The organism is Streptomyces sp. NPDC048352, assembly GCF_040651895.1.
In the GTDB taxonomy this organism is placed as follows: Bacteria; Actinomycetota; Actinomycetes; order Streptomycetales; family Streptomycetaceae; genus Streptomyces.
In genome coordinates, this window is record NZ_JBEZKZ010000014.1 from 94,306 (window position 1) to 113,344 (window position 19,039).

General features: G+C 69.6%; 19 protein-coding genes and 4 pseudogenes. 11 read left to right on the plus strand and 12 right to left on the minus strand.

The annotated features are described in order from the left end of the window. The first annotated feature begins 5 nt into the window (after positions 1-5). Positions 6-3,236, plus strand: a complete 3,231-nt coding sequence (locus AB0D45_RS10765) for an amidohydrolase family protein (RefSeq protein WP_362457001.1) — start codon at positions 6-8, stop codon at positions 3,234-3,236. 8 nt (positions 3,237-3,244) lie between these two features. Continuing rightward, entirely contained in the window at positions 3,245-3,544 is a 300-nt protein-coding gene (locus tag AB0D45_RS10770) for a chorismate mutase (protein ID WP_362457003.1), read from the plus strand. Between the two features lie 706 nt (positions 3,545-4,250). Here AB0D45_RS10770 and AB0D45_RS10775 read toward each other — a convergent pair. From AB0D45_RS10775 to AB0D45_RS10790, 4 genes and pseudogenes are all read right to left on the minus strand, one after another. Then, complete coding sequence (locus AB0D45_RS10775) at positions 4,251-4,439, minus strand: hypothetical protein (RefSeq protein WP_362457006.1); 189 nt, start codon at positions 4,437-4,439, stop codon at positions 4,251-4,253. A gap of 803 nt (positions 4,440-5,242) precedes the next feature. Continuing rightward, positions 5,243-5,509 (minus strand): annotated as a pseudogene (locus tag AB0D45_RS10780) (aldo/keto reductase); the annotation flags it as partial. Further along, a pseudogene (locus AB0D45_RS10785) lies at positions 5,506-5,787 on the minus strand (SDR family NAD(P)-dependent oxidoreductase); the annotation flags it as partial. The pseudogenes AB0D45_RS10780 and AB0D45_RS10785, both read right to left, overlap by 4 nt. A 73-nt stretch (positions 5,788-5,860) precedes the next feature. Next, positions 5,861-6,145: a hypothetical protein gene (locus AB0D45_RS10790; protein WP_362457009.1), complete on the minus strand. Its 285-nt coding sequence runs from the start codon at positions 6,143-6,145 to the stop codon at positions 5,861-5,863. 214 nt (positions 6,146-6,359) lie between these two features. Here AB0D45_RS10790 and AB0D45_RS10795 point away from each other — a divergent pair. Further along, positions 6,360-6,551 (plus strand): annotated as a pseudogene (locus tag AB0D45_RS10795) (hypothetical protein); the annotation flags it as partial. Positions 6,552-6,611: 60 nt separating this feature from the next. On the opposite strand, the gene AB0D45_RS10800 reads toward AB0D45_RS10795, so the two are convergent. Then, positions 6,612-7,643 (minus strand): ETX/MTX2 family pore-forming toxin, encoded by a 1,032-nt coding sequence (locus AB0D45_RS10800; protein ID WP_362457012.1) that lies wholly within the window; start codon positions 7,641-7,643, stop codon positions 6,612-6,614. 565 nt (positions 7,644-8,208) lie between these two features. Here AB0D45_RS10800 and AB0D45_RS10805 point away from each other — a divergent pair. Next, positions 8,209-8,469, plus strand: coding sequence for a hypothetical protein (locus AB0D45_RS10805; protein WP_362457015.1), 261 nt, complete (start codon positions 8,209-8,211; stop codon positions 8,467-8,469). Positions 8,470-8,530: 61 nt separating this feature from the next. Here AB0D45_RS10805 and AB0D45_RS10810 read toward each other — a convergent pair whose 3' ends face one another. Further along, complete coding sequence (locus AB0D45_RS10810; protein WP_362457018.1) at positions 8,531-8,731, minus strand: hypothetical protein; 201 nt, start codon at positions 8,729-8,731, stop codon at positions 8,531-8,533. Positions 8,732-9,323: 592 nt separating this feature from the next. Between AB0D45_RS10810 and AB0D45_RS10815 the strand changes: the two genes are divergently transcribed. Then, positions 9,324-9,653, plus strand: coding sequence for a hypothetical protein (locus AB0D45_RS10815; RefSeq protein WP_362457020.1), 330 nt, complete (start codon positions 9,324-9,326; stop codon positions 9,651-9,653). A 58-nt stretch (positions 9,654-9,711) separates the two neighbouring features. On the opposite strand, the gene AB0D45_RS10820 is transcribed toward AB0D45_RS10815, so the two are convergent. Beyond that, positions 9,712-9,939 (minus strand): hypothetical protein, encoded by a 228-nt coding sequence (locus AB0D45_RS10820; protein ID WP_362457023.1) that lies wholly within the window; start codon positions 9,937-9,939, stop codon positions 9,712-9,714. 121 nt (positions 9,940-10,060) lie between these two features. Next, positions 10,061-10,306, minus strand: coding sequence for a hypothetical protein (locus AB0D45_RS10825; protein WP_362457025.1), 246 nt, complete (start codon positions 10,304-10,306; stop codon positions 10,061-10,063). A gap of 273 nt (positions 10,307-10,579) precedes the next feature. Here AB0D45_RS10825 and AB0D45_RS10830 point away from each other — a divergent pair. The 4 genes and pseudogenes from AB0D45_RS10830 to AB0D45_RS10845 form a co-directional block, all read left to right on the plus strand. Beyond that, positions 10,580-11,086, plus strand: a pseudogene (locus AB0D45_RS10830) (transposase); the annotation flags it as partial. 97 nt (positions 11,087-11,183) lie between these two features. Further along, on the plus strand, positions 11,184-11,606 hold the full coding sequence (locus AB0D45_RS10835; RefSeq protein ID WP_362457028.1) for a hypothetical protein: 423 nt from the start codon (positions 11,184-11,186) through the stop codon (positions 11,604-11,606). Between the two features lie 166 nt (positions 11,607-11,772). Beyond that, complete coding sequence (locus AB0D45_RS10840; protein ID WP_362457029.1) at positions 11,773-12,798, plus strand: ATP-dependent DNA ligase; 1,026 nt, start codon at positions 11,773-11,775, stop codon at positions 12,796-12,798. Positions 12,799-13,038: 240 nt separating this feature from the next. Next, positions 13,039-13,308 (plus strand): hypothetical protein, encoded by a 270-nt coding sequence (locus AB0D45_RS10845; protein ID WP_362457032.1) that lies wholly within the window; start codon positions 13,039-13,041, stop codon positions 13,306-13,308. Positions 13,309-13,575: 267 nt separating this feature from the next. Here AB0D45_RS10845 and AB0D45_RS10850 read toward each other — a convergent pair whose 3' ends face one another. Further along, positions 13,576-13,716: a hypothetical protein gene (locus tag AB0D45_RS10850; protein ID WP_362457035.1), complete on the minus strand. Its 141-nt coding sequence runs from the start codon at positions 13,714-13,716 to the stop codon at positions 13,576-13,578. Positions 13,717-14,352: 636 nt separating this feature from the next. Further along, positions 14,353-14,844, minus strand: a complete 492-nt coding sequence (locus AB0D45_RS10855) for a hypothetical protein (protein ID WP_362457038.1) — start codon at positions 14,842-14,844, stop codon at positions 14,353-14,355. A 136-nt stretch (positions 14,845-14,980) separates the two neighbouring features. On the opposite strand from AB0D45_RS10855, the gene AB0D45_RS10860 reads away from it, so the two are divergent. After that, entirely contained in the window at positions 14,981-15,832 is an 852-nt protein-coding gene (locus tag AB0D45_RS10860; protein WP_362457041.1) for a hypothetical protein, read from the plus strand. Between the two features lie 37 nt (positions 15,833-15,869). Here the strand turns inward: AB0D45_RS10860 and AB0D45_RS10865 are convergent, their stop codons facing one another. Both AB0D45_RS10865 and AB0D45_RS10870 read right to left on the minus strand, forming a co-directional pair. Further along, a complete protein-coding gene (locus AB0D45_RS10865; protein ID WP_362457044.1) occupies positions 15,870-17,321 on the minus strand; it encodes an NF041680 family putative transposase in 1,452 nt (483 codons plus the stop codon). Between the two features lie 256 nt (positions 17,322-17,577). After that, positions 17,578-17,751 carry a hypothetical protein gene (locus tag AB0D45_RS10870; protein WP_362457046.1) on the minus strand — a complete coding sequence of 58 codons (174 nt, stop codon included), beginning with the start codon at positions 17,749-17,751 and terminating at the stop codon, positions 17,578-17,580. A 607-nt stretch (positions 17,752-18,358) separates the two neighbouring features. On the opposite strand from AB0D45_RS10870, the gene AB0D45_RS10875 reads away from it, so the two are divergent. Beyond that, positions 18,359-18,745, plus strand: coding sequence for a hypothetical protein (locus tag AB0D45_RS10875; protein WP_362457049.1), 387 nt, complete (start codon positions 18,359-18,361; stop codon positions 18,743-18,745). The last annotated feature ends 294 nt before the right edge of the window (positions 18,746-19,039 follow it).

Consider the following 19,039-nt stretch of genomic DNA (forward strand, 5'->3'; position numbering starts at 1 on the left):
AGAACGTGTCACCGGTTCCCCGCAGAAGCGTACTCACGGCGGCCTCAGGAACGGCTCTGACCGGAGCGCTGCTCCTCGACGGATTCGCCGCCCCGCCCGCCCGGGCCGATGCGCCGTCGCCCGATCCCGTACCGCCGGCCCCGGCCGCCGCGGAAGCCGGCGAGCAGGTGTCCCTGCGCTTCACGGACGCCACCAACGGCGCCGCCACCGCGACCGCCGGCGGGGATCGGATCGTCGCCGAGGTGCAGGGCGTCCTGTGGGCGGTGCCCCGGGACGGCTCTGCCGCCACCGCGCTCACCCCGCCGGATCTGGAGCCGAACCGGCCGGTCTTCTCGCCCGACGGCCGCCAGGTCGCCATGAGCGCCTACCGGGACGGGGCCTTCCACATCTGGCTGATGCGGGCGGACGGTTCCGGTCTGCGCAGGCTCACCGACGGCGCCTGGGACGACCGCGCGCCCGCCTGGTCGCCGGACGGCCGCACCCTCGCCTTCTGCTCCGAGCGCGGCGGTGACCCCGTCGCCGGCACCCCGTACCGCATCTGGACGGTGTCCGTGCGCGACGGCGCCCTGACACAGATAACCGGCCGCCCCGGCCAAGACGGGCCCGGACAGGACCGCCCGTGGGAGGACTTCGACCCGGCCTGGTCCGCCGACGGCTCCCGGCTGCTGTTCGTCCGCGCGGGCTGGATCGCGCCCGCGCTGACGGCCCGTACGCTCGTGTCCGCCGCGGCCGACGGGAGCGCGGCGCGCGTCGAGCACACCACCGCCGAGGGCAACCTGCTGACGCCCGCCGTCTCCCCAGCGGGGCGCACCGCGTGGCTGCGGAGCACGCCCGGGCCGCCGAAGACCGAGGCGATGGCCCTGTTCGTGGACGGCCGGCAGGTGGCGCTGGACGCCGAACTCGCGCCCGCCCCGCCTCGCTGGATCGACGACGAGCAACTGCTGCTGACCGTCGGCGGCCGCTTTCGGGTGATCCGCCCGCACCGCGACGACCGGGGGCGCGAGATCGCCCTCGACGCCACCCTCCGGGTCCGCCGGCCCCGCTACACGGTCAAGGAGTACGCGCTGGAGGCCGAGTCCTCCCGCCCGGTGCGCGGCATCCACCAGCCGAGCCTGTCCCCGGACGGGCTCGGCATCGCCTTCGCCGCGCTGAACGCGCTGTGGGTGGTGGGCGTCTCCGGCGGCTCCCCGCGCAAGATCCTGCAGAGCCCTCCCACCGCCTACGTCCAGGGCCCGGTGTGGTCCCCCGACGGCCGCGCGCTGATCTGGACCGACGACCGGGACGGGCTGGGTGCGGTGCGCCGCCGCGAGCTCGACGGGGGAGCGGAGAGCGTCCTCGCCCCCGGCGGCCGCGTCCACGGGGTGCCCTCGCCGGACGGGACCCGGCTGGCCTGCCTGGATATGGCGGGCAACCTGCTGGTGCGGGAGCTGTCAACCGGCGCCGAGCGGGTGCTGGCCGCCCCGCTGGGCGGCGGCGGGCTCCCGGGCCGGCCGAGCTGGTCACCCGACGGCCGCTACCTCGCCCTCTGCGACCGCAACCGGCTCAACTTCCGCTTCCGTGAGGGCCACAACCTCATCCGTGTCGTCGACACGCACACCGGCGCGGCCCGCCTGTACGGCCTGGCCCCGCACGTGTCCCTGTCCGACCGGTACGCCTCGGGGCCCGTATGGTCACCGGACGGACGGGCGCTGGCCTGCGTCAGCGAGTCCGCGCTGTGGCTGCTTCCGGTGGGCCCCGACGGCGCCCCGGCGGGCGAGGCCCGCCTCCTGACGGAGGAACCGGCCGACCACCCGTCCTGGTCGGGGGACTCCCGGACGCTGCTCTACCAGTCCAGCGGCCGGCTGCGGCTGCTCGGCGTCGACGCCGCGGGTGCGCCCGCCGGAGCCCCGCGCACCGTGCCGGTGTCGCTGACCTACCGCCGTCCCACCCCCGTCGACACGGTCGTGCACGCCGGACTGTTGTGGGACGGCACCGGATCCGCGCCGCGCGCCGACGTGGACGTCCTCATCAGCGGCGGCCGGATCACCGCCGTCGAACCGCACCGTCCGGGTCGCGCCGCCGTCCGTACCGTGGACGCCTCCGCGCGTACGGTCCTGCCCGGCCTGTGGGACTCGCACGTGCACCCCTGGCAGTACACCTACGGCGCCCGCCAGGGCGCCCTCCAGCTCGCGTACGGCATCACCACGGCCGTCTCCCTCGGCGGCTTCGCCTACGAACAGGCGCGGCTGCGCGAGGACATCGCCGCGGGTTTGCTGGCAGCGCCCCGGCTGCTGGCCACGGGGGAACTGCTCGACGGCTCGCGCGTGGGCTACAGCATGGGCCGCGCGCACCGCACCGACGAGGGCTTCGCCCGCTCCCTGGCCCGCGCGGACGCGCTGGACTGGGACTTCGTCAAGACGTACGTGCGCGCCCCCTACCGGCAGATGGCCGCGGCCGCCCGCCACGCGCACCAGCGGCTGGGCGTGCTGAGCGGTACGCACCTGTGCGCCGCCGGGATCCAGTCCGGGATGGACCTCACCACGCACCTGCTGTCGACCGACCGCGCCGAGTACGGGCACGGAGCGAGCGCCGAGGGCCACACCCACCAGGACACCCTGGAGATCTACAACCGAGGCCGCTTCGACCTAATCGCCACCCCGTTCACCGCGATGGCGCTGATCGGCGCGCACCCGGAGGTGGCGCAGGACCCGCGGGTGACGGCGATGATGCCGCCCTGGGACGTCTCCGTCGTCCAGGGGCTGGCGTCCCGGCCGCCGACGGACGGTGAACTGGCCGTACTGGAACGCGAGGTCGACGCCTACCGACGGGTGGCGCGCGGCGGCGGCAGGCTGGTACTGGGCACCGACGCGCCACTGTCCCCGGTCGGACTGCACCTGCACATGGCCATGCGCGCCCTGCACCGGTACGGGCTCTCGCCGGCCGAGGTGCTGACCACGGCCACCCTGACGCCCGCCCGGGTCTTCGGGGCGGACCGGCACCTGGGCACGGTGGAGCGGGGGAAGCTGGCGGACCTCACCCTGGTCGACGGCGACCCCTTCGAGGACTTCGCCTCCCTCATCCGTACGGCCGGTGTCGTGCGGGGCGGGGTCCTACACGAACGGGCCGCGCTGGAAGGGGCCTTTGGCGGTCCGCGGACGGGCCGGATGGCCGCCCTGGCGGCGCCTGCGGGCGGCTGGGCGGCGGTCACCGAGCAAATGGTCAAGGACGGCTGCTGCGAGGACCACCGCATCAAATGATGGCGCCCATGCCGAGCAACAGCCCCCAGTCCCTGACCGAGATCCGCTCCCTGATCGACGCGCTCGACGTGGAGCTGGTCGACCTCCTCGCCCAGCGCCAACGGCTGGTGCGGGCGGCGGCGGGCTTCAAGGCCGACGAACGGGCCGTACGCGCCCCCGACCGGGCGGAGCGGGTGATCGCGGCGGCCCGGGCCAGGGCCGAGACCGCGGGGCTGGCCCCCGAGGTCGCGGACGCCGTCTGGCGGGCCATGGTCGGGGCCTTCATCGACCTCGAACTCACCGAGCACCGCGGCACCACCGCGCCGTAGCGAGCGGAACAGCGGCGCGCGGGACTCAGGGCCCCACCGGGTCCCTTGCGAGAGTGATGGATGAAACGCGGCGTCCGGACCGGAGGAGTCCCCGCCGAGCCTCCGAGGGATCACAACGACGGTAGCCCGTTGGCGCTGATCCAGTGCCTGGAGGCCCTCATCGCCCCTACGGGGGGTCACAACTACGGGCTGGACGCTCCGGCGCCGCACTCGTCGCAGTCCTCATCGCCCTCTGAGGGGTCACAACAGCGCGATGCCGCGCCAACTGGTGGAGTCGAAGATCCGGTCCTTATCGACCCTCGGCGGGATCACAACGGGGCGTGGGCGTAGTTGATGGCCGCTGCGAAATCGGGAGCGGGTTCATCGGCGCCGGGGACTGGGGCATCACGGAGCGCGGCGTCTGCACGGACAAGAAGGCGCGGGGCGAGATCGTCCTCTTCCTGACCCCGGACATGAAGGCCTTCCAGCAGGCCGCCAAGGACAACGCCGCGAAGCTGGTCGCCGAGGGCCGGGACAACACCGACCTCGCCAGCCGCACGGTCGTGGGCAAGACCTTCGCCCTGACCGCGCTCAAGACCGCCACCGCCGTGTCCCTGGTCGACCCGCCCAACTCTGACCTGCGCATCCTGAGCTGCAACCCCGACGTCTTCGTGCCGGAGGGGTTCAAGAAGGAGAAGGCCCTGGTCGAGGGGTGCTTCCTCACCGACTACGTCAACAGCCCCGACGGCCAGGGCAGTCCCCACCGCGGGGCGGTCCGCGACCCCTCCACCGAGGGAGCCGCGAAGCCGGGCCAGCCGTCCACCGGCAGCCTGGGTTTGCCGAGCGCTGGCAGCATCGCCGAGCTGAAGAAGCTCGTCAGCCCGCACACGGTCGACTGCACGAGCATGAAGGTCACCGACGAGCAGGTACAGTCGATCGACTACATGCCGGTCGTCGACGGCCCCGCGAGCGCTTGGGGCGTCAAGCAGCGAGCGGTCTGCGGCCAGCTCGGCGGGGAGCGGCGCGCGCACAACCTGAACTGGCTGGACACCGTCTCCGACATGAAGACCCTCCAGACCAAGGCCAAGGCGGCGCAGCCGGCCGACCTGAAGGACGACGGGCGCCTCAAGGCCACTGCGAGCAAGCTGCTGGTCGGCACGAACATCGCCGTGGAGACCAACAACGCGAACGTCCGCCGCGGGCTGTACCAGCTCCGGTTCCTGTACCTGAACTGCGAGTGTTCTGTCCGTGCGGAGTTTGTTCGTTACGAGACGGTGTGTGGTGTTCTTCTAGTCCGCGCGCTCCGCGTCGGCACGGCAGTGGCCAGTGCCTGCGCGGAGAGCTCTGCGTCGGCCGCGTTTCCGGGCTCAGGCCACCGGCACGACCGGGGCGATGACGCTGCTCGCGTCACCGCCCTGGAGGTGTCCCAGCGAGCCCGCGACGCCCTCGTGCGGTACGCCGAGCGGCATGGCGCTGACCTTGTCGAGGCGCGCGTACTGCTCGTCGGTGAGCTGGACGTCGAGGGCTGCGAGGTAGCTGTCGAGCTGGGAGAGGTTGCGCGGGCCGATGATCGGGACCAGCGTGGCCGTAGCAGGTCGATGTCGACGGAGGCGACCATGATCTTGCGGTGTTGCCGGTCTGGGAGATGTCCGGCCGGGGGGCGGCGCCGAGGGCGAACTTGGTGGCCAGGACGAAGTGCTCGCGGTCGGCGGAGACCAGCTTGCCGGTCAGCTCCTCCGACTCGCCGAACTGGTAGCCGTCGGCGCTGTCGAGGAAGGTGCCGCCGGCCTCGGCGAACCGGTCGAAGATCCGGCGGGCCTCGTCGGGCTCGGCGCCTGCCCCCAGCCGGTGCCGAAGTTCGCGGTGCTGAGCGCGTACTCGGACACGCGCAGTCCGGTCCTGTGACCGACGGCCGTGTAACGCATGAGATGTCCTTGCCTGAGGGGTGGGAAGGCGGTCGCGCCGGGGTGGAGGGGGGAGCGTCAGCCCGCGGTCGGCTGGGGTGCCGCGGACAGGCTCTGCTTGACGTACCGGCTGGTCTCGTCGGCGAGGATCTCGGGCAGGCCGGCCTCGATGCCGTCCAGGGCCTGGGCCGCGACGTCGGCGGCGGCGACCTTCTGATCGGCGGGCACGCCGGCGGCCATGTCGGTGTCCATGTAGCCGACGTGCAGCGCCGAGACGGTGATCCGGCGCGGTGCCAGCTCCTCACGGGTCGCGTCGCTCAGCGCCCAGGCGGCGGCCTTGGAGGCCGCGTAGGAGCCGAGCTCCACCTCGCCAGCATTCTGATTTGGATTCGACCTTGACAGAAGAGGCAATGCTAAGGAGCAGAACCTTGGCCTACGAGCCTGTCTGGCTTTGCATGCCTCGCACGACCTCTGTGGCGGTTTTCTGCGCGTCAACGTTTTTACTGACGCCCTTCTCCACCGAGTTCATGAAGTTGCTGCCGGTTGCGGAGCTCACGGACACATCCCTGGGGATGGCATCACCGGGGTTCAGAAGGCCCTTGGTTTGGCACTTCTCGATAGCCTTCTTCTGAACCTCCGGCGGCTGATTCTGCAACCAGCTCTTGAGGTCTTCGGGGAGGAGATCCATCAGCTGATTCAGGGTGAAGTCCTGTGCCATGAACTGTGCTCCTTCGGTCGGATTGGTTGGTCAGAGCTCCCGGCCTCTGCGTGGCCACCCGAGGGCAACTACACGGGCGTCAGCAGCGCAGGTTCCTTAGTACTCGGCCGTGACCGAGGTCGGATCGAACACGTCGCCGTGTTGGCCCAAACGGGGCCGGTATTCACCGGAGAGGTGATCTGCCACCGGCCAGCACCAAGGAGACACGCCCTAGCTCCGCACCGAGGGCCACGAGATCTGTGACGAGGATGCCGCCCGGCTCTCCCCGCTCAAGCACCGCAATCTGAACTTGCTGGGACGCTACAGCTTCACCGGCAGCGTCCCGGCCGCCGGCGTCCTGCGCCCGCTGCGCGACCCGGACGCGATCGAGCTGGACGAGGACGACGACGGCGCCGTGCAGGAGTGAGGCGGTGTACTGCGCTACCCCTGGCCGTCTCGACGTAGACGGCTGCGCTGAACTCTTCGCTCAGGCGGGGAACATGGCACCGACCGCTGCCTCGAGGCGCGCGTGTTCCACGGCCAGGGCGCTGTACTGGCCGTCGCTGTTCACGTCCACAGCGGCCTGCTCCAGTGCGGTGCCCACCCGGCTGTACTCGCTGATCAGAGCGCGCTCGATCTCCGAGAAGGCGTTGGAGGGGGCGCTCATCCGGTAGACGGCGACGGGTGAGACGAAGCCGGGGACGTGAACGATGCCCCGGACGGGGTACATCTCGATCTTGCCGGTGCGGGAGTTGTGGAAGGCGAGCCAGCCCTCGTAGACGCCGGCGCACAGCCTGACGTCCATCCTGGCCCATTCGTTCTTCGGGATGGTGATGCCGCTGGTCTCCGTGTGGGTCTTGGTGACCTCGGTGGTGTTCGTCGTGGTCTTGGCCCACTTGACCGACAGGGACCGCTTGACCTCTGCGCCCTTGAAGTTCACGCCGGCTTCTGCGGTGAGGCCGACTTCCCAGCCTTCCTGGGTGCTCTGCGAGACCGAGATCGTCGTCGTCTCGCTGTACTCAATGGTCTTCGCGCCCTCCTCAGGAAGCGTCGCCGTCAGGTGCGGCGCCACCCCCACCAGATCCCCCACGAACGCCATGGGCTGCTTGCGTTGCGCGTCCGCGGCCATAACGCCAGCCGCGATCATGTCCTCGTCGAAGAGCATGGGTAGCTGGATGATCTCCATAGCACTCAAGCCGGCCGGCTTGTCCTGCATGGAGTTGTTGACCTCGCCGACGTTGCTCTTGTCGAAGTCCTTGCCAGCCCAGTGGCCCTTGGTCTCCGCGGCCAGCCTGGTGTAGGCGTCCTCAAGCTTCATGGTCTTCTCGATGTCAGCGCGGGTGGCTACGGGGTCGAAGCCGGGCAGCTGTTCCTTCCGCTTGCCTTTGCGCACGGGCTCGAAGGCCCACTTGTGCACGATGGTGGTGGGTGCGTTGAAGGGCGGCTTCTTTGAGTCCCTCGGCAGGCAGTTGATACTGCCGATGAGAATGTCACCGAACTTGCTGTAAGGCTCTGGCATGAGCGATCTCCCGACCTCCTCTGGCAGGACTGCTTCCTGCGGTGACCATGGAGTACCGGGCACCCCTCATTACGGAACAGACCGGGAGCGGCCCTCACCCGGACAGCCCTCGGCGTTCACCGGCGAAACGATCACTGCATCCCACCATCCGGCCGGGCGCACGAGAGGGGCGCATTAGGGGACTGCCGCCGTGCAGCAGAAGGCCGGTAGGCCCTGGTCTGAAAGGAGGCACGGCAGGTCGTCGACTCGGCTCGGTACGGCAAATGGGGGTCGCGATGAGGTAGGAGCACACCGCACAGGTGGCGCCGCGGCCGCGCCGACTCCCAGCATGCGCACAGGCCCGGACGGGCGGTACGTGGGAGCTGGGGCAATTTTGCGGTCCCGCCAAAGGGGTCGGCCAGCCTTCCGGCGGATTCGGGCGCGCACCTAGGCCGCTCCATCGCCGCCCCCGCCCGCGACCACGGCGTCAGCCGCGGCGTTCCGCACCGCCGTCGCCGGCCTCCTGCCCGACCACATCCCCTTCAGGGAGGACGCGCCCGCCCCGGAGCTGCCGGTCACGCTCGACATGCCGGGCAAGGTCGCCGACTTCCTCCGCACCGCCGAGCTGGAGCCCGCCGAGCGGGCGGCGCTCGACCAGGGGGTGACCGTACGGCGAGGCCAGGGCTACACCCTGGGCGTCACCGCCGTCCCGGCCGTGCACCACCGGCTCCTCGCCCGCTGCCAACCGCTCGACGGCCGCGAGGGCGCCCCGGCGCTCCCGGCTCAGCGCAAGGCCCGCCGCGAGTACGAGAACCGGGTCAACACCCTCGCGCCGACCGGACCATGATCGTTCTCACCGGTAACCGCTGTACCGATGCTTCCCGAGGCCGGACACGGGGGCTGTGAGGTCAGCCGTTGGCCTTGTCCACGGCGGGCTTGATCTTGTTCGCGTGGTCGACCATGTCCTGCGTGATCGTCCCGCCCGGGCCGGCCTTGATGATGCTGCCGACAAGGCTGCCCACGGAGTCGGTCACGCCACCCAAGGTGCTGGTAGCGGCGGCGCTGAACTTTCCGACAGAGGAGGTGCCGACGCCGAGATCTTCGGTCACGAGTGTTCCTTACGTCGTTTTGGCACGTGCCCCCTGGGAGGAGGTGGCACGGTCGGGCCCTGTCGCCCTACCCCCGCAGGTCACATAGCTGAGCCGTTGAACGCCGGAGACCACCCGCACGGAGTATCAGGACCAGCTGCTGTGGTCGGAGTGTCTGCCCATCAGTCACGTGCGACGGGTTCCGCTGCCTCGGGGACTTCCACTACCCGCCCACAAGGGGCGGGGGTCCCTCGTCGCGGGCCGTGATCAAAGTTGCTCTTCGGCCGCTAGCCAACCTTGATCGTTCTCAGCGCCAACGGCTGTACCGATGTTCCCCGAAGCCGGGGTTCCTCTTCGGGGGCGGTTTCGAGCCCTGGCCGTGTCGCCCCCGGTGGTAGCGGCATTGAGCGGGCATGAACATCATCAAGCGCGTGGCGGTGGCCGCGCTGGCCGTGGTGGCGGTGGTGGCACCGGCCGCTCCCACCGCGACGGGAGCGCCGGCCTACCGGTGCGCGTCCAGTACGCAGGACATTGATGACAGCAGCTATGACGGGCCGTGGCCGGACAATTGGAAGATCACGGTCAAGCGTGCGCGGCCCGCTGCGGGTGCACCGTGTACGCGTACGCCGAGGCGAAGTGGGACGGCACCGCGTTTCGCGAGGCGGATGACTCGACGATCTTCGACGGGGCCAAGCTGCGCTTGCAGATCAAGCAGTTCCGCCAGGGCACCGACCCCGTGGTGATCGAGCGCGACTTCACCGCGATCGAGGACCGGTTGGAGGACAGCACCTCGAGCGGCAACTACAACGGCCACTACCGAACCCCGACGATCAGCCACGGGGCTGGCCCCCGAGCCCTGGCCGATACGGTGCTGTTCCTGGACTGGCACGGCGACGGCCGCGGCTACGGCCGCCACGACTACACCGCCTCACCCACCGTCTGACCCGGAGCAGCAGTGTGTGTCGTCATCTCTCGCCGGGTGGCGGCCCGCACTGCTGCGCTCACTGCTCGCCGGAGTCGGGACTCCACACAGCCGGCCCGCCGCCGCACCACTCGATCAGCAACGCGTCGTCCAGGCGGGCGTCGTCGGGGTCGAGGCCGGCCCGGCGCAGGAACTCCAGGAGGTCGGCGGGGCCGAGGGCGCGGCCGAGGATCTCGCCGTCGCAGCGGACGCGGCGTCCGCCTTGGGCGTCGGGCGGGTAGACGACCACGCGCACGGCAGGGCTCATTCCTTCACGGTGGGGGTGGCCGGTCATTCCAGCGCTCCCAGGATGGTGTCGGGGCGGCAGGCCGGGCAGGCCTGTACGCCCTCGGCGAGGGCGCGCCGGGCGAGTTCGGCGGTGGCGGGCTTCAGCGGCGGCGGGTGTCCCAGCAGCTGCCGGCGTGCACCCGCGCAGCCGGCCGGCCCGTGCCGATCCCGTACTCGATCAGCCACTCCGGAGGCGGCGGCGCAGGCCTTCGCGCAGCCTCCAGCACCGCGTGCTTCTCCTCGGCGGCTATCCAGTCGCGGGTGCGCTGGAGATCTTGAAGCTGGACGCGTTCGAGGAAGCGCAGGAGGTCCAGCCGCGGGCTGTCGGCCGGGGGTGGTGCGGACATCGCTACGTCCCGTACTGCGCCGCCCGCGCTTGCCTGCATGCAGGGCACAAGGGGGAGGCGCCTACCCCGTAACGGCAGGTGGGAGCGTGGCAGCGCGAGCAGGGTCCGGTCTGGCTGGGCGCCCAGGTGACAGGCTGGGGTCTGCCGGGCGCGGGCGCGGGGGTGGTCACGGGGTGCTCCTGGGGCGGTGCGGAAGCCGATATTCCCAGTAGAGCGCATGTTCGATTTTCTGGCCAAGTGATCGCCCGCACCGCGCCACCCGGTCACTGTCCCGTGATCGCCCAGATGGTCCACACGCTCGCGAAGGAGGTGATGCTCCTCAATGAGCAGGTTGCCGAGCTCGACAAGCTCATCGAGGCCCGGTTTCGCGACCACCAGCACTTTGAAGTGATCACCAGCATGCCCGGCCTCGGCATCATCCTCGGCGCCGAGTTCCTGGGCGCCACCAGCGGCGACATGGCCGTCTTCGGCACCCCCGACCGCCTCGCCGGCTTCGGCGGCGTCGCCCCGGTCCCACGCGACTCCGGCAAGATCAGCGGCAACCTGTGACGCCCCCAGCGATACAACCGTTGGCTCCAGCGCGTGCTCTACACCTCCGCGCTGTTCAGCATCCGACGGTCCGAAGAGTCCCGCAGGTTCTACGACCGCAAACGCGCCGAGGGCAGGCGCCATACCCAAGCCGTCCTGGCCCTCGCACGCGGCCGCGTCAACGTCCTCTGGGCCCTCCTCCGCGATGGACGGTGCTCCGAGGCCGGGCCACCGGAGCCAGTCATGGTATGAGGTCTGTGCTGCGATCTGTGATGCCGGGCAACCCAGTCGCCAGGCCTTGAGTGCTTGAGGCAGGATCAGGTAGATCGACATCGGGGGAGACGCACCAATGATCACCGCCACCCAAGGAGTGGAGATCACTTCGTCGTGCCCAGCCTGTGGTGGCGTGCTGGTCCGCGACGTCGGGCAGTTCATCGAACGGGGACAGCTCCGCTGGGGCATCGAAGGACGGTGCCAAGCCTGCTCCAACGGGTGGTGCGAGATGGGGGTCGGCCCAGCTCCCGAAGAGATCAGGCAGGCACTGCTGGCCCAGCACGGGTTTGCTCGGCTTCGCCTGGCAGCTGAGACCAATCTCGTTCCCGTGTTGCGAGCCCTGCGCGAGATGCGCCACCTGTCACTGGGCGAGGCCCGGCTGACGGCCGCCGAGCTGAGTGGAGGGGGCCTGGTCGGCACGTCCGTGGAAATGGCGCATCTGGCAGAAGGGCTTCGCAAGCGGTCCGTCTCCACGACCCTCGTTCCGTCGCCCGACTGACCGCCCGCGAAGCACTCAGCGGGTTGACAGACAGCATTAGGAATCGCTGTCACAGGACAGTCACCCGCCTGCATTCGGCCGTACGGCGTCCGCCGCCAGGCCGTGCGGCCCGGCGCGCCCCAGGGTTGAAAGTGGGGGCCGGCGGATGGTGTGGAGGTGCGGGGACGTGGTGCTGCGGCCGCCGGTCGTGCCGATGCTGGCGCAGGCCGCCGAGACGATCCCGGCCCCGCCCCGTACCGGTCCGGGCCTGGCCTACGAGCTGAAGTACGACGGCCACCGGCTGCTCATCTTCACCCCCTCCGAGCCGGGCGGGCGGGTGCTGCTCCAAACCCGCCGCGGCGCCCTGGTCCAGGACGCGATCCCCGACCTAGTGGCCACCGCCGACCAGCTGCCCGCCGGCCTGGTCCTCGATGGCGAAGTGCTCGCCTGGGACGTGGAGGCCGGCGCCCTGTCCTTCGAGGGTCTGCAACGCAGGGCCGCCGCCCGAGCCCGCAGCGCGCCGGCCCTGGTGGCCCGCTGGCCGGCCCTCTACGTCGCCTTCGACGTCCTTCAGGCCGACGGCGCCGACCTGACCGCCCTCCCGTACGCAGAGCGCAGGCGACGCCTGGAAGTGCTGTTCGCCGCCCGCGCCCTGACCTCCCCGTGGACGCTGTGTCCGATGACCACGGACCTGGCGACGGCGGCGGACTGGCTCGAGTCTTGGACCGACGTCGCCGGTCTCGAAGGCGTGGTCGCCAAGCCCATGGGTGCGTCATATCAGGGCGGCCGCCGCGCCTGGACCAAGATCAAAAGACGCGACACCACCGAAGCCGTCATCGGTGCCATCACGGGGACCCTCGCCCGCCCGCAGCTCCTCGTGCTCGGACGCTACGACCACGAAGGCCGGCTGCACACGGTCGGCCGTACGGTCACGCTGCGCCCGGAGCAGGCCCGCCCCGTCGCGGAGCGCCTGGCCCCGGCCAGCCCTGGGCACCCATGGGATGGTGTCCAGTTCGCGGCGTCCTGGGGCTCTCGCGACGTCCTGGACGTGACCCTGGTTTGCCCCGACCTGGTCGCCGAGATCAGCGCAGACCGCGCCATCGACCGCGGCGGGGTGTTCCGCCACCCGCTCCGCTTCAAGCGACTGCGCCTGGACGTGACGCCCGTGGATGTTCCCGGTTTCGGGGTGGGTCCGGCACCAGCCGTCGACTGACCGCCCTCACGCGCTGCGGGACGGGCTTGGGCGCCGGAGCGGACGTGATGCAGGTCGCATGGAGCAGGGTTGCGGGGCTAAGGGGGCGGTGGTGTAGCGCGTGCGCGGGTTCCATGTATCGGCGTTCTGACCTGCGGTGATGTGGGAACTTGCGGGGCTAACCCCTCGCTGTTCCACAGTGCGGATCACGTCTCCGGCCGGAGGCGTGATCCGCATTTTCGCGCAAGGGAGTTACCTGGCATGAGCACGTCACAAGCAGGTGGGGAGTCGACGGGTGGGGGGTCCGGGCGGGAGCCGGCCGGACCCGCCGAGGAGCCGGCCCCGCGGCGCCGCCGGCCCGCCGGACGCCGGGTGGTGGGCCGGGTGGTCGCAGAGGTCGCCGTTGCGGCGGCGCAGGTTGCGGTGTCCGTATGGGCGCCGGAATGGTCGGACGTGGCGCAGAGCGTGGCCGACGCCGTGGAGGTCGCCTTACGCCTGCGCCAGGGCCGCGGCGGGCGGCCGCGCCGCTAGCCCTGTTTGCGGGTTCCCGGGCCGCCCGCCAGCCCGGGAACCGGGGAGTTCCGCGGCGGCGGGAAGCCGGCCCGCGGTCCCCCGCAGGGGTGATTTTCTCCCTCGCGTACATGTAGGCGACTTATGCGGCGTATGCCCAACTCCCCCCAGAAACAAGTCTATTGACAGCAATGGGGATCTTTCGCCATGTTTCCGGCGCGGCCCGGTGGTCGGCCGCCTGATGTGCGATCGGAGTGCGATTCAGATGGGGCGTTCGGTACGGGAGAGCTAGGACGCGTACGCGGCGGCGGGTCGGCTGCGGGTGCCGGTGGCCGCGTGGCGGTGGGCGGCGGGTACGGGGCTGGTCCCGCCCGCCGACGCCGGCCGGGGGCTGCGGTCGCGGGCGGTGGTGGAGGCTGCCGACCTCAAGCCCTCGGACCCCGCCTGCACAACGTCAGCACCGCATCCCACCACCACGTCTTTTGTCCTGGCGGGCTCACGAAGAGGCACTCAAGCCGACGGGGAACGGCTGACCAGACGCCCGTTGAGGACGACCTCCAGCCAGGTGTAGCAATCACCTATCCACAGCCCGACCTCCGCCCCACACTCCGCGCAGGCCAGATTCGGTCCTTGGTGCCCGCCCGGCCCGCAGCAGCCGCCCCAGCGGCTGAGGATCTTCGTGGTACCGACCAGGTCGTCTGGGCTCAACAGCAGGTCCACCCCTGGCCCGTGCCCCGCCCGGGACATTCCGAAGCCCTTGGGCAGCGAGCCCCAGGTGATGCGTCCAGGCTGCGGGTCACGGGCGAAAGTGCCTGCCGCCATCCTGGGCGGGCAGGGCTCGACAGGAGAGTCGAGCGGTGTCCATGCCTCGCCCTCTGCCGGCGGGTGGACCTCGCGCACCGGCGCGGACAGCCGGGCGCTGCACACGGCGCAAGAGAAGACCTCGGCACCAGCAACCTGCATGTCATGTCCCTCGTCCTTCGGTGCCGACGAAGCTACCCCACGTCACTGACACACCCCAGCCGCTACCGATCCGATTGCGATAGGCACTAACCGCTCCGTCTGTCAGGTGTCGTACTCACCGTTCCACGGAGCCGAGAACCCCAAGCCATCGGGATTGAGCTCAGCCCAGTCGTCCTCGCCGTCCCCGTCCTCGGCATGGCACTCCGTGATCAGGCCGAAGACAACACCATCAACGGTGAGCTGGAACGGCCGGATCGCGATGTCGCAGTACTCATGCTCTGCGAGGCTGGCGAGGCCGGCGGCCAGTCGGGCTTCTGCGCGGGCAACTACAGAACGCTCGTCACGCGGACGCTTCATCTGCTCTGCCCAAGTACCGGCGCACCAGATGTCAGACACCTGATGGTGCCCGTCGTGGTCGAACTTGTGGAGCACTGCGAAGAGCCGCTTCTGCTCCTCCCAGCCGTCCCCCATCGCGAACCCATCTGGGAAGGCATAGGTGACCGAAGCCAGAAACTGGCCGCCGCTGAACCGGCCGATGGTGCTCGTTCGATAGTCCGGCTCATGGGCAATAGGGATGATCTCGGGGACAGCCATGCCCGCACCTTAAGCACCAGGTGAGCCCCGCCTCTCATTGGGTCCGAGATTGGAAACAGGCACTGAGCTTGTTCTTTAAGGTCGGACCCGCTGGCGAGATGTGGCCGCGGGTTACCAACCGCCCCGAGCAAATCCGATGGCACCGACAACCTCCGGCGACAAGACTGCACCGGTGAATACCCTGCCACCGCCGCCCGGCCCGCTCCTCCTGCCGGTACGAGACCCGCGCGCCCGCGACCTCGTTCTCGACTATGCGGAGATGCACGCTCTGGTTGCCGACCTGGTTCTGCCCGGCGGCGCGTCGATGTACGTCATGAGCGCGTTGGAAACTTCCCGCGAGCTCATTCGGCACTCCTACTACCGGTACGAGTTCGCCACCGTCGCCGTCACACATTCCCTGTTCGCCCTAGAGCACGTCCTCGCTGAGCGTCTAGCCACGAACGAACCGCTCCACGTCCTCATCGAGCGGGCCACCGACGCCGGGCTCATCACGGCCGAGCTCGCCATCGAACTCGACCGCAGCCGACTGCTCCGCGACAACCTCACGCAGGGCGCCGAGTCAAGTGCCGCCCTCCGCCCGATCCGGGCCGTCGCAATGCTGCGTGCCGTCTTCGATGCCGTCTCCCTGCTCCTTTGCCCACCGTCCGCGGCAGAGACGACAGCCCCCGACGTGGGCGGAGCACAGCCCGAAGACGGACTCGCCCGGCTGTGGGAGGACCACCTGCGCGCATTGTTCCCCGACGGCTTCCGCGGCGTGGACTTCGATGGCGTGGACCTGGTCCTCCTGGACGCCGACGTCGCCGGCCTCGTGCAGAGGGAGCTGAAGGGCGGGCTCGACGGCAGTGGCATCGCCTACCTCTGGGGCTGCATCGCCGACCTCGACAAGATCGTTCCTCTGATCAACGAGGAGTACTGCGCCTCCTACTTTGCGAATCTTCGGACGATGGCCCAGGTCGCAGCAGCGCCCTACGTCCCCACCGCGACGTGACCACCGAGGTTGAAACAAGCGGCCTCCCATGGCCTCGTCAGGGTCTGGCCCGGTTCCGTTCGATGATGCTCTCGGGTCGCTTGACCGTTTTGCCCACGTCGTAGCGGGTGGCGGGTCGCTGGTTTTTCGAGCCGAGGGGTCCGCCGGGGCCGGGCCGGGTGGGTTTGGGTGCAGGGGCCGGACAGGGCAGGTGGGGGCGGAGGTTTCTGAACCCCCGGCGGACCCGGGCCGGGGTGAGCTTGTTCGGTTCCACCGGTCTCTCCCAGGGGCGGCGGACGTCCTCCGCGAGTGGCCGGGCAAGACGGAGCTGAGTGTGCGCTACGACGATCAGCCACGTCCAGCGGTCTGTCGCTTCCGGGGTACGGAGCTTCGGGCGGGTCCAGCCGAGCGTCTGCTTGATCATCCGGAACGTGTGTTCCAGGTCGAATCTCCGGAGGAACGCCTGCCAGCGCAGATCGACATCAGTGCCGGTCATTCCGGTGGCAGAGGACCACAGCCAGAGCGGAAGCGGGTCACCGCCGCCGGGTAGGCGGTCGACCTGCAGGCGGATCAGCGTTCCCTCGATGATCGGCAGTTCGCGGTCGTGGTCGATCCAGGCGGAGCGGGTGGTGAGCCTCGGGTGGAGACGATCCCAGGCCATCGCTTGTGCGGTGCCGTAGCGGTCGGTGACCTGGACGGTCGCCGCATCGGGCTCGCCCCAGGTCTCGGGTATGGCGAAGCGGAACTCCTTGCCGTGCTTCGGCGGCCGCCCTCCTCGGGGATAGGCGTTGGCGTATTCCAGCTGTGTGGGTGTGGGCCGGCGCATGACGCGGTCCGAGCGCATCCGGCCCAGGATCTCGACGGGCAACCCGTCGAGAAGGTGGGCCATGTGCGGAGCGTCGTAGCCGGCGTCGAAGACGACGAGGATGTCCGGATCGCCCTCGCGCCACCGACCGCCGGCGATGAGGTCTTCGACCACGCGGCGGACTTGGACGCCGGTGACCTCGGCGACGTCGTCCTCGGGTCCTAGCCGGACTGCGTCCAGCAGCTGGCACCAGGAGGTGCGGCCTGATTCGAGGGCGGCGACGAACGAGTACGGCCAGCCGGGAATCATCAGGTGCTGGTCCCGGCCTCGGCCGAAGGTGTGGCAGAACAGGCGATCCGGGCTGCACTCGGCGTCGGGTCGCAGCCAGTTGGTCACGTCCACGGCCAAGACGAGTCGGTGGTCGGCGGCCTGTGGCTGCGGCAATGTGGCAAGCATCCGCCGCAGCCGGCCGACGTCGATACGGCCTTCGTTCAACGCCGCGTATAACGCGCCGTGCCCTCGACGATGCTCGGGCAGCAGTGTCAGATCCACCGGCGTCCTCACCGGCCCGTCCGCACACAGCAGGGCGTCCGTTAGCTCGAACAGTTCGTCGCCATACGCGCGCAGGCACGCGTAGAAGTCATCTCGGAAGTGCGACGCCACAGCGCGGGCGGCCCGCCCGGCATCGTGATGCAGCAGACTCATTCCCCCACGGCCTTCTTGCTGGTCAAGTGCCTCTTTCGTCGGAGCACAGGATCAGGCGAAGGCCGTGTTCAGGTCCCCAGAATCCACGTATGAGCGATCACGTTCGGGCCATCGTTCGAGGTCAGACCATAAAGCACAAGCTGAGGGAGTCAGCGAGCTTGAGGAGCATCCCCGTGCGTTGAGTCCGTCGACGTCGTGTTCCGTTGAGTACCTGGTTGTGCTCGTCCGGGACCGAGTGGATGGCGCTTGGGCTTCCCTACCTGGCGGCGGCGCGGTGGGAAGCCTCGCTCTTGATCTGGAGCAGCGCGTTGTTCATGAGGTTGCAGTGCGCGAAGACCGCTTCGGGGTCGTCCGATTCCTGAAGGGCGGTGAGCGCGGTGTAGACGGCGAGGTGGGTGGTGTCGAGGTCCGGCTTGGTTGCGGTGGTCACGGACTTGAGGAGCTGTTCCTCGGTGTTGCCGTTCTGTCTGTCGGCGTGGGCCAGCAGGAGGTCGACCGCGACCCGGATCAGGGTGTTGTCGGTGATGATCTCGTCTCGCTCCTGGCGGGCACGGGCGACCTGTCGGCGGAGCGCGGCCAGCGAGCGGAGCTGGTCTCGGCGCAGGCGGGCCTCCTTGCGGTCCAGGGTGGTCCATTTGGTCCGTTGCTCGGGGACTTCGGTCGCTGGCGGGGCGGGGCTCGCAGGCGCAGGTTCCGTTTCAGGGGCTGGTGTCGCCGGTCAGTGAAACTGAGCAGTCGTCAGTCTTCTGATCTGCGGTTGTGCAGGTTGGCTGAGTGGGGCGGGGGCTTGGTGGTTCATTGAATCTGCGCGGAGTTCGGGGTGGGCTAGCCGTCTGACCTGTAGGTTTCTTGGCTCGGGGCCTGGTTGCGCAGGTTGGTTGGGCATTGCACAGCTTCACTGATCCGCGACACCCCTGGCAGGATCGGCAAAGCGGCATGTGGGGCCGTTTCCTGTGTGTATCCGACCACCAAAATGAATCGAGTGGCCGGGCCGTCTGTGTTGAGTGGAGGGTGCACCTGCTGCCTATCCTCGTGGGGTGATCGATTTTTCTGAGATGTCATCTGCGGATTTTCTTCAGGCTTTGAAGCGTGGCACGGCCTTCCTGTGGCCTTTGGATGCGGCTGTCTGGCTGCTGGAGCAGACAGGTGTGTGGCTGGAGGACCCGAGGTTGCGCCAGTACGTCGACGGGGGAGCTACGGAAGGGGAGGTATGGGCCGGCTTCGAGGTCCCGAGGCTGCGCGCCGCTCTCGATGCAGGGGCACTCGGAGACCACAGTGAGGAACTCACGGTCCTGTATTTTGCCCTCAGTCTGTATGGAGACTTTCCCATCTCTCTCCGCTATGACTGCTGGGGTATTTCCGAAGAAGTCGTCCAACTTATGGGCAAGGCCATGCTCATTGCTAACGGTTACGACGAAGTGTGATTGAACCAATGTCAGGGGAGTCTCTGCACCGTAGGGGGAGTCGTGCCCGACGCCGACGCGTGTTCCCTGCTCCTGTTGCTGGAGCCCGCGGAGCGGGCTGGTGCTGGAGGCGGAGCCGGAAGGACTGCAGGGCGGGGGAGCGAAGCGGACCCGCCCAGACCCCGTGAAACGGGGTCACTCGGGCCTGCGGAGCAGGCCGTTCGGGGTGGAGCGAAGCGGAACCCCGAACCAATCCGGCCCGAAGCGCAGGACACCGGCGCGAAGGGCCGGCCCTGGCTCGGCGAAGCCGAGCCC